The 15,205-nt window shown below is 60.3% G+C and carries 13 protein-coding genes; 6 read left to right on the top strand and 7 right to left on the bottom strand.

Features of this window, described 5'->3' with window-relative positions; genetic code table 11:
• Positions 1-14 precede the first annotated feature (14 nt).
• Positions 15-1,013: a GlxA family transcriptional regulator gene (locus tag KQ933_RS26085; protein ID WP_253958429.1), complete on the top strand. Its 999-nt coding sequence runs from the start codon at positions 15-17 to the stop codon at positions 1,011-1,013.
• On the opposite strand, the gene KQ933_RS26080 is transcribed toward KQ933_RS26085, so the two are convergent.
• A complete protein-coding gene (locus tag KQ933_RS26080) occupies positions 988-1,863 on the bottom strand; it encodes a LysR family transcriptional regulator (RefSeq protein ID WP_216760689.1) in 876 nt (291 codons plus the stop codon). The genes KQ933_RS26085 and KQ933_RS26080 overlap by 26 nt on opposite strands.
• Before the next feature lie 114 nt (positions 1,864-1,977).
• Here KQ933_RS26080 and KQ933_RS26075 point away from each other — a divergent pair, with 114 nt between their 5' ends.
• The gene (locus KQ933_RS26075; RefSeq protein ID WP_216760688.1) at positions 1,978-2,883 is read left to right on the top strand and encodes a DMT family transporter; all 906 of its coding nucleotides are present in this window, start codon (positions 1,978-1,980) and stop codon (positions 2,881-2,883) included.
• An 89-nt stretch (positions 2,884-2,972) separates the two neighbouring features.
• Positions 2,973-5,015: an NADH:flavin oxidoreductase gene (locus KQ933_RS26070; protein ID WP_216760687.1), complete on the top strand. Its 2,043-nt coding sequence runs from the start codon at positions 2,973-2,975 to the stop codon at positions 5,013-5,015.
• 146 nt (positions 5,016-5,161) lie between these two features.
• Here the strand turns inward: KQ933_RS26070 and KQ933_RS26065 are convergent, their stop codons facing one another.
• The 6 genes from KQ933_RS26065 to KQ933_RS26040 all read right to left on the bottom strand — a co-directional run bounded on the left by KQ933_RS26065 (position 5,162) and on the right by KQ933_RS26040 (position 11,637).
• Positions 5,162-5,908, bottom strand: a complete 747-nt coding sequence (locus KQ933_RS26065) for a ribonuclease activity regulator RraA (RefSeq protein ID WP_216760686.1) — start codon at positions 5,906-5,908, stop codon at positions 5,162-5,164.
• 21 nt (positions 5,909-5,929) lie between these two features.
• Positions 5,930-7,093, bottom strand: a complete 1,164-nt coding sequence (locus KQ933_RS26060) for a mandelate racemase/muconate lactonizing enzyme family protein (protein WP_216760685.1) — start codon at positions 7,091-7,093, stop codon at positions 5,930-5,932.
• Positions 7,094-7,126: 33 nt separating this feature from the next.
• A complete protein-coding gene (locus tag KQ933_RS26055; protein ID WP_216760684.1) occupies positions 7,127-8,224 on the bottom strand; it encodes an ABC transporter ATP-binding protein in 1,098 nt (365 codons plus the stop codon).
• 11 nt (positions 8,225-8,235) lie between these two features.
• Positions 8,236-9,126: a carbohydrate ABC transporter permease gene (locus KQ933_RS26050; RefSeq protein ID WP_216760683.1), complete on the bottom strand. Its 891-nt coding sequence runs from the start codon at positions 9,124-9,126 to the stop codon at positions 8,236-8,238.
• Positions 9,123-10,079 carry a carbohydrate ABC transporter permease gene (locus KQ933_RS26045; RefSeq protein WP_216760816.1) on the bottom strand — a complete coding sequence of 319 codons (957 nt, stop codon included), beginning with the start codon at positions 10,077-10,079 and terminating at the stop codon, positions 9,123-9,125. Before KQ933_RS26045 ends, KQ933_RS26050 begins: the two co-directional genes overlap by 4 nt.
• A 79-nt stretch (positions 10,080-10,158) precedes the next feature.
• Complete coding sequence (locus tag KQ933_RS26040; protein WP_216760682.1) at positions 10,159-11,637, bottom strand: sugar ABC transporter substrate-binding protein; 1,479 nt, start codon at positions 11,635-11,637, stop codon at positions 10,159-10,161.
• Positions 11,638-11,841: 204 nt separating this feature from the next.
• On the opposite strand from KQ933_RS26040, the gene KQ933_RS26035 reads away from it, so the two are divergent.
• The 3 genes from KQ933_RS26035 to KQ933_RS26025 are packed head-to-tail and all read left to right on the top strand — an operon-like array spanning position 11,842 to position 15,190.
• Positions 11,842-12,552 (top strand): GntR family transcriptional regulator, encoded by a 711-nt coding sequence (locus tag KQ933_RS26035; RefSeq protein ID WP_216760681.1) that lies wholly within the window; start codon positions 11,842-11,844, stop codon positions 12,550-12,552.
• Positions 12,553-12,606: 54 nt separating this feature from the next.
• Positions 12,607-13,773, top strand: coding sequence for a mandelate racemase/muconate lactonizing enzyme family protein (locus KQ933_RS26030; RefSeq protein WP_216760680.1), 1,167 nt, complete (start codon positions 12,607-12,609; stop codon positions 13,771-13,773).
• Between the two features lie 55 nt (positions 13,774-13,828).
• Complete coding sequence (locus KQ933_RS26025) at positions 13,829-15,190, top strand: mandelate racemase/muconate lactonizing enzyme family protein (RefSeq protein ID WP_216760679.1); 1,362 nt, start codon at positions 13,829-13,831, stop codon at positions 15,188-15,190.
• Positions 15,191-15,205: the final 15 nt, after the last annotated feature.

Genomic DNA, 15,205 nt, shown 5'->3' with positions numbered 1-15,205 from the left:
ACAGCAAGGAGTGACTGTGGGAGGGGACTGTGCTGGAGCGATCGACGGAACGGCTCGACATCGATCTTCTCGTCCTGCCGGACACCAATCTCATCCTCATTGCCTCCGTCATCGAACCGCTGCGCGGGGCAAACCGCATCTCCGGCAGCGAGCTCTATCGCTGGCACATCTTCACGCCTGATGGAGAAGCTGTTCCGACAACCAGCCACATTTCCATACCGGCTCAGGGGACGTTCCAGACGACGGCATCGGACACGCCGCTCTTCGTGCTGGCGAGCTACAACTGGCGGCAAAGCGCAACTGCTTCCCTGAAGATGCAGTTATCGCAGGCGGCACGTCACCGGACGATGATCGCCGGCATCGAATCCGGCACCTGGCTGCTTGCCGAAGCATGCCTGCTCGACGGCTTGTCGGCGACCGTGCATTGGGAGGATTACGAGGACTTCGCGCTCGCCTATCCGCAGGTGGCGGCCGTCAAGGACCGGTTCGTCATCGACGGCAAGCGGTTGACGACATCAGGCTCGCTGCCGACCGTCGACCTGATGCTGGAGATCATCCGGCGGCGCCAGAGCTATTCGCTGGCGCTCGAGGTCAGCCGGCTGTTCCGCTACGAGCAGCCATCCTTTCATGCCGACGAGGCGCTGTCGGCAGGCTTGCGCATGGATGATCCGCGGGTGGCCCACGCCGTGCGGCTGATGGAGGACAATATCGAGCAGCCGATCGTGCTGGCGCGTCTTGCCCGCAGGGTCGGGATCAGCGCCCGGCACCTGCAGGATCTCTTCCAGGCCTCGATCGGTGCGCCGCCCCATATCCACTATCTTGCGCTCAGATTGAACGCGGCGCGGCGCAAGGTGATCGAGACGACGGCGTCCTTCGCCGATATTGCGGCCGCAACCGGCTTCAATTCGGCCTCCGCCTTCGCGCGAAGCTATCGGGCAAGCTATTCCGAAAGCCCGTCGGAAACGCGGCGACGGCTGCGGCGTCCGGTCAGGCCATCGGAGGCCCGGCCATAGGCTGGAAGGCGTCGCGGACCATCTCGGCAAGCTCGCGAACCGCTTCGCTCGACCGGAAGGTGTTGCGACGCAGCACAACCTTGGAGGAATCGACCGGCGGAAAACCGTCCTCCGTCGTCAGTTCCCGGCAGCCGGGCGGGATGTTGCTGCGCGACAGCGTGGTGACGGCAAGACCGGCGGTCACGGCGTTCTTCAGCCCGGAGCTGGTGTCGGCAATGAAGGCGACCCGGTAGTTGCGTCCGAGCTGGTGCAGCGACTTCAATGCAAACTCGCGACACCAGCTCGAGTCTCTATAGGTGGCGATTGGCAGCGGATCGATGTCGTGCAGCCGGTGGACGATCGAGGTCACCCAGACGGTCGGGTCGATGCAGAGCACCTCGCCACTCATCTGATCGCTCCAGTCGAAGACGACGGCGAGATCGAGCTCGTCGCGTTCCAGGGCGGCGATGTTGCGGACAGTATAATCGCAGGAGATCGTGACCTCGACGGCCGGATGACGCACGGCGAAGGCTGCAAGTGCTGCGGGCAGCACGGTCTGGCTATATTCCTCGGGAATGCCGATGCGAACCGGTCCGCCGAGCGGTTTGCTGCGGATCGTCGCCGCTGCCTCGCTCAGGAGATCGATGACACGGCGGGCATAGGGGACGAGCTGGACGCCCTGACGTGTCAGCACCACCCCTCGGGCGCCGCGTTCGAACAATGTTTCGCCGATCGTGTCTTCGAGCTTCTTCATCGCCGCGCTGATCGCAGACTGCGTTCTGCCGACGCGTTGTGCGGCCGCCGAAAAATTGGTGGTCTCGACGACGACGAGGAAGGTCCGGAGTAGATCACTCTCGATGGGTTCGCGCATGGACAGCCATAGAAAAAATCGATGGCATCCATCTCTACTATTCGTTTGTCTGATGTCAATCGCGGGTGCAGAAAGGAGGTGCGTTCGACTTTTCCTCCTTCGAGACTAACTTGCGTGACCATTGACCATTCGGCCAGGCATCTCGGTGCCGGCGAGCGCGAGAAGGGCATCCTTCTCGTCATCGGGGCGACACTTGCCTGGAGCGCCAGCGGGGTCTACTCGCGGCTCCTGACGACAGATGTCTGGACGGCGATCGCCTGGCGTTCGCTGTTCGGCGGGCTGTTCCTGGTGATCCCCTGCCTGTTCCTCGAAGGCGGGATATCACGAAAGCAATGGCGTTCGGTCCTGCATCCGTCCGGCCTGGCGATGATTGTCTGCCAGACCGTCAGTCAGGGCTGCTTCATCGGGGCGCTCTATATGACCAGCGTCGCGAATGTGACAATGATCTATTCGACGGCACCCTTCATCGCCGCCCTGTTCGGATGGATCATCCTGAAAGAGGGCGTCGGACGGCGCACGCTGATTGCCGGGGGCATTTCTCTTCTGGGTGTCGTGGTCATCGTCGCCTCGTCGATCGGCGGTGGCACCGGGATCGGCGACCTCTTGGCGCTTGGCATGACGGTCTCCTTCGCCCTCGTCATCATCATCCCGCGCATCAATCCCGAGGTTCCGAGCCTGCCGCCGACTGTTGTCAGCGCCTTCCTGACACTCGTCATCTTCGCTCCATTCGGCTCGGTCGGCTCGCTTGATCTTCACAACTGGATCGTGCTTGCTGCTTTCGGTGCGACCAATTTTTCGCTGGCGCTTGTGCTTTTCCTGGCTGGGGCCAGACGCATGCCGCCGGCCGAAGCTGCGCTGATAGGGACGATGGAGATCGTGCTGACCCCGTTCTGGGTCTGGCTTCTGTTTTCCGAGCAACCGCCTGTCGCCACCTTCTTCGGCGGCGTCATCATCTTCGTAGCCGTTCTCTGGCATACCGCCGTCGACCTCAGCCGCAGCCGGCGGGCGCATGCCGGCTAGAAAGCGCCGCCGATCGGATCGTCATTTCAGGCGGCATGGGTCAGAATAGCGGTTCGATTGCCACTCCCACCCAAGCAACGAGTGCGGACATGTCCTCCAAAGATCCCCTGCTGCAGCCTTTCCAACTCAAGCACCTGACGCTGAAAAACCGCGTCATGTCGACCGCTCACGAGCCGGCCTATTCGGAAAACGGCATGCCGACGGATCGCTACAGGCTTTATCACAGGGAAAAGGCGAGAGGCGGCATCGCACTGACCATGACGGCAGGATCGGCGGTCGTCTCGCACGACTCTCCGCCATCCTTCGGCAATCTCCATGCCTACCGCGACGAGATCGTGCCGTGGTTGAAGAGACTTGCCGACGACTGTCATGAGTTCGGTGCGGCGGTCATGATCCAGCTTACGCATCTTGGCCGCCGCACAAGCTGGAACAAGGGCGACTGGCTGCCCGTCCTGGCGGCTTCGCCGATCCGCGAGCCGGCGCACCGGGCCTTCCCGAAAGAGGTGGAAGACTGGGACATCGAGCGTATCGTGGCCGATTATGCAAGAGCCGCGCAGCGCATGCAGGAAGCCGGCCTCGACGGTATCGAGATCGAAGCTTACGGCCATCTGCTCGATGGCTTCTGGTCGCCGGCAACCAACCGGCGTGAGGACGAATTTGGCGGCTCGCTCGACAATCGTATGCGTTTTTCTGTCATGGTCACGCAGGCGGTTCGCAAGGCGGTCGGGCCGGATTTCATCGTTGGCATGCGTCTCGTCGCAGACGAGGACTGGGAGAAGGGCTTGTCGCGACAGGAAGGCATAGAGATTGCATCACGATTTGCCCGATCCGGCGAAATCGATTTTCTCAACATCATTCGCGGCCATATCGACAGTGACGTTGCGCTCAACGAGGTCATCCCGATCCAGGGCATGGCATCTGCCCCGCATCTCGATTTTGCCGGCGAGGTGAGGGCGATCACCAAGTTTCCGGTCTTTCATGCCGCGCGCATCGGTGATGTAGCAACAGCCCGTCATGCGATCGCCGAGGGAAAGCTCGACATGGTTGGCATGACACGCGCCCATATCGCCGACCCGTATATCGTGCGCAAGATCGAGAGCGGCGAGGAGGCACGCATCCGGCCCTGCGTCGGCGCCACCTACTGCCTCGACCGGATCTACGAAGGCGGGGAGGCACTCTGTATCCACAATGCCGCGACCGGCCGCGAGGGACAGATCCCGCATGAGATCCAAAAGGCCGAGGTTCACCGCAAGGCCGTCGTGGTCGGTGCGGGACCGGCCGGCCTCGAGGCCGCCCGTGTGCTCGCCGAGCGCGGGCATGTGGTCGATGTCCTGGAAGCGACGGGAAAAGCCGGCGGACAGGTCAATCTACTCGTCCGCAATGTCAGACGCAAGGAGATGATAGGCATCATCGACTGGCGGCTGGCGGAACTCGAGCGGCTGGGTGTTCGCATGCATTATGATATCTATGCGGAGGCAAGCGATGTCCTTGCTCTTGAACCCGACCTCGTTGTCATTGCGACCGGCGGCATTGCGCAGCAGCCCGAACTCGTTGCAGGCGATGAACTCGTGACCTCTTCCTGGGACATCCTTTCAGGCGGCGTCAGGATTGCGGATGCGGTCCTGCTCTTCGATGACAATGGCGGACATCCGGGCATGTCGGCCGCCGAAGTGATCGCCAGAAGCGGCGCCGAGCTCGAGATTGTGTCACCCGAACGCTTTTTCGCGCCCGATATGGGAGGCATGAACCACGTGCCCTATGCCCGTACCTTCGCAGAACGGAACGTCAGGGTCACCATCAACACGCGGCTCAAATCCGTCCGGCGCGACGGCAATGCTCTTGTCGCCGCACTCGGATCGGATTTTGCAGACGGCGCACAATGGGAGCGGCGCGTCTCTCAGGTCGTTGTAGAGCATGGCACGCTTGCCAATGATGGGCTTTATCTCGAGCTGAAGCCGCTTTCGCGAAATCTTGGAGCCGTGGATTATGCCGCCTTGATCAATCGTCGGGCGCCATTGCCGAAGCTCGGTCGTCAGGGGCGTTTCGATCTCGTGCGAATCGGCGATGCGGTTTCCAGCCGCAACATCCATGCTGCCGTTTATGACGCTCTGAGATTATGTTCGTTGTTTTGACCTCTCGGCAATTGCCCTGCGTTTGTTCGACATGACCGGATGGAGTCATGTGATCGCCAGGACTGGACCATCGACGCTACGCGCCCGGGGCGATTTCCTTATCGACCGTATAAGATCGATTTGTGGTTGGTAGGGTAATCCCTTGGCTAAGTCTTTCCCGAGCGGTTAATTTTGCACCATTCTTCGTACTCTCCGCGGGCATCGTCATGCAGCGGATAGTAGCGCTGCAACGACCCGCCCCCCATGAGCTTCATGCGCGAGAACTCCTCCCAATCGTGATGCTTTTGCGATTCTTCGATCACCTTCGAGGCCATTGCGACTGGAAGCACCACCACCCCGTCATCGTCGGCGACGATGATGTCTCCGGGGATGACCGTGACACCGCCGCAGGCAATCGGAACGTTGACGGCGTTGGGATAAATGCTGGTCTGCACATGGTAGTTGGGTGTCCAGCCGCGCAGCCAGAGGGCGAGATCTAGCTTCTCGACATTGGGCCGATCGCGCATGCAGCCATCGATCACGATGCCGGCGCCGCCTCTACCCTTGAAATAGGTCGACATCATGTCGCCGAAGACGCCCGAGCTCATATCGGCCCGCGCGTCGACCACGACCACATCCCCCTCCTGCGCGTGATAGAGCACGTGCCGGTGCAACTGCGTCTCCGGATCTGCATATTCTCCCTCGGTGAAAAGATCCGGCCGCTGCGGCATGAATTGAAGCGTCAGCGCCGGGCCGACGATCGACTTGCCGCGGCTCTGCGATACCGGGCCGACCATATGCGGATTGCGGAAGCCCATGTGGCCGAGCGTACCTGCAATGGTCGCGGCGCCGATCTCCTTCAGCGCATCGATCAGCTCTCTGGGCGGTCGCGTAATATCGGGCGTATGCGTCATTTTAAGCTCCGGTGGATGAAACTACCAGTTTGTGACAGAACCGTCGCGGCGCTTCAGGTGAGGCGCTTCCCAGAAACGAAAGCTCTCCGCCTTGACAGCTTCTTCGTTGACCTCGACGCCGAGCCCCGGCAGGTCGCTCACCGGATAGTCAGGGCCGTCGAGCCGTGGTTGCACGGGGAAGAAGTCGGAATTGTCGAAGCCGAGCTTTGCTTCTGGCACCCTGGTCTCGAGCCAGGCGAAATTCGGCACCGCAGCAGCAAGATGGATGGTGGCGGCCGTGCAGACCGGGCCAAGGGGATTGTGCGGCATCAGGTCGACATAGTGCGCCTCGCTCCAGCCAGCGACCTTCATCGCTTCAGTGAGCCCGCCAACGTTGCAGACATCGAGCCGGTTGAACTGATGGATGCCGCGCTCGATATAGGGCAGGAACTGCCACTTGCTGGCAAATTCCTCGCCAATGGCGAAGGGGACGTCAGTCATCCTGCGCAGGGATTCGTAGGCTTCAGGTGTCTCGTCTCGTATCGGCTCCTCGAGGAAATCAAGCACGCCACGGCCGAGCTTGTTGCAGAAGCTCGCCGCCTCTGCCACCGACAATCGATGATGATAGTCGATGCCGAGGACGACGTCGTCGCCGAGCGCCTCGCGCGCCTTGTTCAGCATCCGTGCGGTGGGCCCGATCGACTCGCGCGGCTCGAAGATGTCGTTACTGCTTTGACCGATTGGGAAGAAGCGGATCGCCTGCCACCCTTGTACACGGAGTTCGCGGGCTCGTTCGATGGCAACATCGCCCTCGGCCTCGTCGCCGGTCGAGGCGAAGGTCGGAATGCGGTCGCGCTGCTTGCCGCCCAAGAGTTCGTAGGCCGGCACGCCCAGCGCCTTGCCCTTGATGTCGTGAAGCGCAATGTCGATCGCGGAAATCGCCGCCTGCAGAACGCGCCCGCCTTCGAAATATTGGCTGCGATAAATCTCCTGCCAGATCCGGCCAATCTGCATGGGGTCGCGGCCGATGAGGAACTCGCGATAGTGCTCGATCGCGCCGGTCACAGCCTTCTCGCGGCCGCTCAAACCGCTCTCGCCCCAGCCGAAGATGCCATTGTCGGTCTCCACCTTGACCAGCATCTGGTTGCGCGTTCCTACCCATACTGGATAGGGCTTGATCGCCGTGATTTTAAGTTTCGCAGTCATCCACGCCCTCGTTTCACGCGCATCCGCCTGGTCTCAGTTGGCCTTGAGCGCCATTTCCGTTTCGCCGTCGAACAGATGCATCCGCTCCTGATCGAACTCGAGCCAAATCTGTTCGTCGGGCGTGACGGCAATGGTCGGCGGCACGCTGACATTGACGATGGCGCCGGAGAGAAACGCCTGTACGAAGGTGACGTCTCCGGTCGGCTCCACCGTGTAGGCCTTGGCAGGGACGCTTCCAGGCACCGCACTTTTATGTAGCTTGATCGTCGAGTGGCGCGCGCCGAGCACGACTTTCTTGGTGGATGACCCTGCGACCTTCTGGGCGTTTTCTGGCGAAAGTTCGAGGCGCCAGCCCTCCGCGCTGGTCAACACGGTCTCGCCGCCTGCCGTTGACACCTCCAATGGGACGAGGCTCATCGCCGGGCTGCCGACGAAGCTGGCGACGAACATGTTCACCGGATGGGCAAAGACCTGCGCCGGAGTATCGTATTGCTGCAGGTAGCCTCCGTTCATCACCGCCATCCTGTCAGCCATGGTTACGGCTTCGAGCTGGTCGTGCGTCACGTAGATGATCGTCGCCTTGAGGTCCTGGTGGAAGCGCTTGATCTCCGAGCGCATCTGCACGCGCAGCTTTGCGTCGAGGTTGGAGAGCGGCTCATCCATCAGGAATACTGCCGGATCGCGAACGAGGGCACGGCCGAGCGCGACACGCTGCTGTTGGCCGCCCGAAAGTTCGCGTGGCTTGCGTTCGAGCAGCTGCGTCATGTCCAGCACGCGCGCTGCTTCCCTGACCTTCTTGTCGATCTCGTCTCGCGGCAGTTTGCGCATCTGCAGCGGGAAGGCCAGATTTTTGTAGACAGATTTCTGCGGATAGAGCGCATAGTTCTGGAACACCATTGCGATGTCCCGGTCCTTGGGGTCGAGGTCGTTGACCACCCGGTCGCCGATGACGATGTCCCCAGATGTGATGGGGATAAGCCCTGCCACAAGATTGAGCGTGGTTGTCTTCCCGCAGCCTGAAGGGCCGACAAGCGCAACGAATTCGCCGTCGTTGACCGTCAGCGAAACATCGTTGACAGCTTTGAAGGCGCCATAGGTCTTGACCAGATCTTTGAGGACCACGTGGGCCACAGGCAACTCCCCTAGTGCTTGACTGCGCCTTCGGTAAGGGCGCGTACGAAGTATCGTTGAAGAACGAGGAACAGGACCACGACGGGCACGCTCATCATGAAGCTTGCCGCCATCAGGCCCGGAAAGTCCGTCGTGTTTTCCGAGAAGAAGCGCTGGATGCCGACCGGCAGCGTCAATTGCTCGTTCTTGGAGAGGAAGGTGTAGGCGTAGATGTACTCGTTCCACGCACCGATGAAGGAATAGATCGCCGTGGCGATGATTCCTGGCGCCGAGAGCGGCATCACGATCAGGACAAAGGCCTGGAACCGCGTTGCCCCGTCGATGCGTGCGGCCTGCTCGAGCTGCACCGGGATGTTGTCGTAGAAGCCCTTCAGGAGCCAGATTGCCAGCGGCAGGCCGAATGTGAGGTAGGTGAGGACAAGCGACCCATGCGTATTCACCAGCCCGATCGCGCGCATCAGGATGAAGAGCGGCACGAGAAAGATCACTGCCGGGAACATGTTGCGAAGCAGGACGGCGAAGAACAGAAAGTTCCGGCCCGGGAATTTGAAGCGCGAAAACGCGTAGGCCGCAGGAACTGCGACGATCACCGAAAGGATGGTCGTGGCAGTGGAGACGAAAAGGCTGTTCCAGAAGAAGCGCAGGAAGTCCTGGCCGACGCTGTTTTGCGGATCGAGCAGCTTCTGGTAGCTGTCGAGGGTCGGTTGGTCCGGCCACCATTGCGGCGGGAATTGCATGGCGGCGAAGCCGGACTTGATCGAGGTGATCAGCATCCAGATCATCGGTAGCGCAGTGTAAAGGAGCATGAACACAAGGAAGATGCGTCCACCCCACCGCCATCCATCGATGCGTGTACGGCGACGCGCCTGATCTCGATGAGCAGTCTCGGCAATCGCGCTCATTCGCTTCCATCCTTTTCGTTGCCGCTCAGCGCACGGACGTAGAAGTAGCCGAGCGACATCAGGATCAGGAACAGCAGCACCGAATAGGCTGATGCCACCCCCCAGCGCTGGCGGCCGAAGGCGAGTTCATAAATGTGAGTGATCCAGATATGCGATGCATTCGACGGCCCGCCGCCGGTCATGATCCAGGGGATGATGAAGGAATTGAAATTGGCCACTGCAAGCAGAAGAACCGTCACCGTCGAGACGTTTCTTAAGTGCGGAAAGGTGACGTGCCAGAACCGCTGCCACGCATTGGCTCCGTCGACTTTCGCGGCGCGCAGCAACTGGTCGGGAACCGTCTGCAGGCCAGCCATCATCATGATCATGGCAAACGGAAACTCTCGCCAGATATTGACGACGATCAGCGAGGGCAGCACCGTGCTGACGCTGTCGATGAAGTTTGGCGGCCGATCGGCCAATCCGAGGCCGACCAGCACCGCGCCGATGATTCCGAAGTCCGAATGGTAGATCCACTTCCAGATATAGGACGCGGCGACCGCGCTGATGACCCAGGGAATGATCAGGATGGCGCGCAGGATGCCGCGGCCGACAAAGTCGCCATGGAGCGCGAGCGCGCAGGCAAACCCCAAGACAAATGAGATGAACGTGGATCCCAGTGTCCAGATAAGAGTGTTGGAGGTGACCTTCCAGAACACCGGACTTGTGAGGATGGCGGTGTAGTTGTCGAGGCCGACAAAAATCTTGTCCCGAAGCTGCAGGCCAGGCGGTGTATTGAAGAACGACAGCTCGATCGTATAATAGATAGGGTAGGCGATGACGATGAGCATGACGGCGATCGAAGGAAGCACATACGCATAGTCAGCGCGATGCTCCCAAATCTTTCGCAGCACGCCGGACCTGTCGGGTTGCAGTCCTCGGCGCGCATCGGCCTTATCAGTCAAGATCGTCACTGTGCCTGCCCTCGTTCTTCGGAAGAAACCGGCTGCAATCTCGGCGCAGCCGGTCAGATCGATCGTGGTCAGGCTTGGACTAGAGACCGCCATCCATCAGGTCTTTGACCTTTTTGGCCGCGTCGTCCGCTGCTTGGTCGACGGACATGGCTCCGGTCAGGGCATTCTGCAGCATGTCCGGTACGATGATATTCATGATCTCGGGCGACTGTGGCAGCGCCGGGAAGGGGATGCCATACGGCAGCATCGAGGTCGTGACATCGAGGAACTTGATGCTGTCAAGACGCTCCTTCATCCATTTGGTCTTGAAGCCATTAAGGTTTCCCGGGTTAGAGCCGGCATAGGCCATCTTCAGTGACCATTCGGGGCTCGTCCACATGCAGATGATAGCCTTTGCAGCCGGCTCGTCTACCTTGCCGCCCTCGACATATTCGGGCTTCAAGATGTGAATGTTGGAGCCGCCAAACACGACGGCACGCTTGCCGTCGGGGCCTGTCGGAATCAGGCCGTAGCGCATATTGTCGATGACGGTCTGCGCTTTTTCCTTGTCGCTGCCCGTCGTCTTCTTCTGTAGGTCGAGCATGACGTTATAGTCGGACGGGTGCGAGATCATCATGCCGAGCTGGCCAGCGAGAAAGAGGGGCTGGTTATCTGCCTGCTGATTGGTGAGCGCCGAGACCGGAACCGACTTGTCGCGAACATACATATCGTAGGAGGCCTGCAATGCCGCCTTGCTCTGCGGGCTGTTGAGCTCGACTTCCTTATAGGTCGGGTTGGCGGCAGCTTCGTCGAAGACGCCGCCGCCATAGGCCCACAGCTGCGGCATGAAACGGTACGGTGTATTACCGGCATTCTTGCGCGCCACGAGGCCGTAACCGGCAATGCCGAGCCTGTCGTGGATCTGCTTGGAATATTTGACGACGTCGTCCCAGGTTGCCGGAGCCTTGTCCGGATCGAGGCCTGCACGCTTGAAGATGTCGGCGTTCCAGATGAACGCCATCGTCTCATTATTGGTTGGGATGCCGTAGGTCACCCCCTCCCAGGTTACGGCCTTCATCGCACCGGGCCAGAAGTCGTCGGTCGAATACCCGATATCTTCGGGTTTGAGCGGTTCCAGATAGCCCTTAGAGGCGAATTCGGTGCCACCAAGGATTTGCAGGCGCACCGCCATGGGCGCTGCATTGCCCAGAAGCGCAGTCCGGAACTTGTCCAGAAGGTCATTATAGGTGAGGGCTTGTTCCTCAAGCTGGATGTTTGGATAGGTTTTGCGGAAGGTCTCGAAGAAGTCCTTGTAATACTGGCGCAGGAGGTCGGGGTCGCCCTCGAACACGCCCTGATACCAGAAAGTCAGTCGCCCCTTATAGTCGAGCGGAGTGACCTTGGCGCAATCGCCGGCCGTGTCAAAATCCTGTGTGCCGGCGATGGAGCGGACATATTCCGGCGACCACTTGCTCAGGTCGACCGGCGCACCCAGCGCAGACACGGACATCAACGATACCATCAAAGCAGTCGACACAGTGCCGCGCAAAACGGCACAGCCGAGTGAAATCCTCGTCATAGGTACCTCCCAGGTTCTCTCCCATGCCGCTCTGTGTCGAGGCGAGCGGTCTTCTCCCCGGTCGCAGGACTTCTCCTAATGTATCCCTTCGACCTGATCATACGTTTTCAGATCACAGATTGCCTGTCAATGAGAGAAATCGTACATTGTTTATGGAAAATTTGCGTGATATCCGAACAGTATGTGTATTTATTGGGGACAGTCTTGGCCGAAACAAGTGATTTCAGGGCGCAGCCACCCGAAGGGATCGACGCTATCGGGGCCTCCAGCGAGGGCGCCTCGCTTTATCAGCTGATCAGGGAAGACATCATCGAGGGTCGACTCGCGGCCAACGAGCGGCTTGTTGTCACGGATCTCGCCCGGCGCCACGGCACTTCAACCAACCCCGTGCGCGAGGCTCTGCAACTGTTGCGCGGGGAGGGCTTTGTCACCTTCGTTCCCAACCGCGGAGCGCGCGTGAGGCCCATAGATCAGGATTTCGTTCGGGACATCTACGAGATCGGCGTCCTGATCGAGCCGGCATTGACGAAATGGTTCGTGAATATGGCCACCGTCGAGGACATTGCTGAACTCGAACGCATCCAGGGCCTGATTGAAGAGAACAACTTCGCCGACCCGTTCAGGCACAGCGAGCTGGACACCGCCTTTCATACCGTCATGTACCAGAAGCACTACAACCGCCATGCCGCCGAGCTTTGGTGGAAGCATCGCGAAGTGCTGCGAGCCGTGAGCCGACGTTTCGACTTCACGCTCGCCCGGCGTGCCGCGATCCTCAGCGAGCATCGCGAGCTCATCGCGCATGTAAAAGCGGGACATGCGAACGAGGCAGCCGACCTCATTGCACGCCATGTCGAGGGCTCCGGCCGGCACATCCTCGAACATATGCGCGCGCGTAACGCCGCTCGGGCAGGATAGAATCCATCACCCTTAATATCGTTATCCCCACCACTTCAGTTAAAGGCAGTTGAGATGAAAATCACCAGCGTTCGGCCGTGGCTTATCAAATCCGATGCTTCTTATTGGGGGGAGTTCCTGTTCGTCGAAGTGACGACCGACGAGGGGGTGAGCGGCTGGGGCGAGATCACCACCACGACAAGGCTCGCCAATCGCGCCCTCTGTACGATCCTGCGGCAGATCGGCACCGCTATTGCCGGCGAAGACCCGGCGCGGATCGAGTATCTGTGGCACAAGATATTCCGCAGCTTCACCTACATGGGCAGTCGCGGCGCCGCAGTCGAATGCATAAGCGCCATCGACATCGCCCTCTGGGACATCCGCGGCAAAGTCCTTGGCAAGCCGATCTACGAACTGCTGGGCGGACCGGTGCGCGATGAAATTTCGCTCTACACCCATCCCGACCAGCGCAAGTTTACCAGCAAGGAGGCTGTGGTCCGGGAAATTCGAGACATCGTCGAGTCAGGCCACACTGCACTCAAGTTCGATCCCTTTCCCCACCAGGGCCGCACCGCCGGCGGACAGGCTCGCGAGCAGCGGGATGGCTATCTCGATGGCAGCATGACTCGCAAGGACGAGCGCGAAGCCGCCGAGCTTACCGCCCTGATCCGCGAAACGGCGGGGCCTGACATCGACATCCTCATCGATGCCCATGGCCGTTTCGACGTTCCGACCGCCATCCGCCTTTGCCGGAGCCTCGAGGAAGCCGGTCAGATCGACTGGTTTGAGGAGCCCTGTCCACCGGAGAGCCTCAACGCTCTCAAGCAGGTCCGTGAGAAGGTCAGCGCCGCTATCTCGTGGGGCGAGCGCGGCCACACGAAGTGGGATTTCGTGCCGGTGCTCGAAAACAAGCTCGCCGACTATATCATGCCTGATGTCACCTGGACCGGCGGCATTACCGAACTCAAGAAGATATCTGCCCTTTGCGAAGCCTACTACATTCCGGTCTCGCCGCATGACGCCGCAGGGCCGATCAACGTGGTTGCGGGAGCGCAGGTGATGATGACCGTTCCAAATTTCTACAAACTCGAAACGTCGGAATGGAATCTGGGCAAATATGATCACCTCATCGACAGACCACTCGATGTCTCGAACGGCAGCCTCAAGCTTACCTCCAAGCCCGGTCTCGGCGTCGAAATGAACCGCGACTATCTTCAAGATCACGAGATAGAGCTGGATTAGCTCGCCACGCTCGACGCCACCCCAAAGTGCCCTCCCACCAGAACGAGGATAAATCATGCTAGAGGCAGATGGAGCCGACGAAGCGCTCAATCGGGTGAATACGCATTCCAGGCCGTCCGATCTTCGCATCACCGACATGCGGGTGGCCGAAATCGTCGGCGCGCCGTTCACCTCAGTGCTACTCAAGATATACACCAACCAGGGCATCGTCGGGCTGGGCGAGGTGCGCGACGGTGCCAGCGCCACCTATGCGCTGATGCTGAAGAGCCGGTTGCTTGGCGAAAACCCTTGCGACATTGATCGCCTGTTTCGCCGGATCAAGCAGTTCGGCGGGCACGGGCGGCAAGGCGGCGGCGTGTCGGCGGTTGAAATCGCCTTGTGGGATCTTGCCGGCAAGGCCTATGGCGTTCCCATCTACCAGATGCTCGGCGGCCGGTTTCGGGACAAAGTGCGCGTCTATTGCGATACCGACGCCACCGTACCGAGCGGTACCGAGACCGGCAAGCGCCTCAGAGAACGCATGGCGCTCGGATACACCTTTCTCAAGATGGATCTGGGGCTGATGCAGATCGCGGATGTGCCCGGTGCGGTAGTGTTTCCGGCCGGCTCTCTGGAAGGATACCGCGACGATCCCCGTCGCGGGCCACTGAAGACCATTGAAGAGCGGCGACGCCGCAACGCAGCGTACGATTTGCACAATGTCCAGCACCCGTTTACCGGCCTGCATTTTTCCGACAAGGGCCTCGACCTGCTAGAGCAATATATCGCCGAGGTTCGTGAGGTCATCGGCATGGATGTGCCGCTTGCCATCGACCATATCGGCCATATCTCGATGCAGAACGGCATTCGCCTTGCCAGGCGAATTGAAAAATACGTGCCAGCCTGGCTCGAGGATGTGATCCCGTGGCAGTATACCGAGCAATACCGACAACTCCAGGACGCCACCACGGTGCCGATCTGCACCGGTGAGGATATATACCTGAAGGAGGGCTTCGAGCCTCTGCTCAACAGCGGCGGCGTCTCCGTTATCCACCCTGACCTGCTCACCAGCGGGGGCATCCTGGAGACCAAGAAGATCGGCGACATGGCGCAGGACCATGGCGTCGCCATGGCCATTCACATGGCGGAAAGTCCAATCGCCGCAATGGCCGCCGCACATGTCGCGACCGCGACCGAAAATTTCATGGCGCTCGAATACCATTCTGCCGATGTCGACTGGTGGGACGATATCGTCACGGGCCTTCCGAGGCCCCTGGTGAAGGACGGCTTTATCACCGTTTCGGACAAGCCGGGGCTCGGGATCGACGACATCGTCGACGAGGTGATCTCGCAGCATTTGCAGCCGGGTGTCACCGGCATTTGGCGGCCTACGGATCATTGGGACGACGAGTATTCCTGGGATCGCACCTGGAGCTGAGGTAAAAAAGGAACG

Origin of the sequence: Rhizobium sp. WYJ-E13, assembly GCF_018987265.1 — a bacterium.
Classification (GTDB): domain Bacteria; phylum Pseudomonadota; class Alphaproteobacteria; order Rhizobiales; family Rhizobiaceae; genus Rhizobium.
This window is presented reverse-complemented; position numbering and strand designations above follow the sequence as displayed.

Coding starts and splice junctions, on each gene's coding strand:
- KQ933_RS26080 (WP_216760689.1), bottom strand. CDS start 1,863: ATGCGCGAACCCATCGAGAGTGATCTACTCCGGACCTTCCTCGTCGTC.
- KQ933_RS26070 (WP_216760687.1), top strand. CDS start 2,973: ATGTCCTCCAAAGATCCCCTGCTGCAGCCTTTCCAACTCAAGCACCTG.
- KQ933_RS26065 (WP_216760686.1), bottom strand. CDS start 5,908: ATGACGCATACGCCCGATATTACGCGACCGCCCAGAGAGCTGATCGAT.
- KQ933_RS26060 (WP_216760685.1), bottom strand. CDS start 7,093: ATGACTGCGAAACTTAAAATCACGGCGATCAAGCCCTATCCAGTATGG.
- KQ933_RS26050 (WP_216760683.1), bottom strand. CDS start 9,126: ATGAGCGCGATTGCCGAGACTGCTCATCGAGATCAGGCGCGTCGCCGT.
- KQ933_RS26040 (WP_216760682.1), bottom strand. CDS start 11,637: ATGACGAGGATTTCACTCGGCTGTGCCGTTTTGCGCGGCACTGTGTCG.
- KQ933_RS26030 (WP_216760680.1), top strand. CDS start 12,607: ATGAAAATCACCAGCGTTCGGCCGTGGCTTATCAAATCCGATGCTTCT.
- KQ933_RS26025 (WP_216760679.1), top strand. CDS start 13,829: ATGCTAGAGGCAGATGGAGCCGACGAAGCGCTCAATCGGGTGAATACG.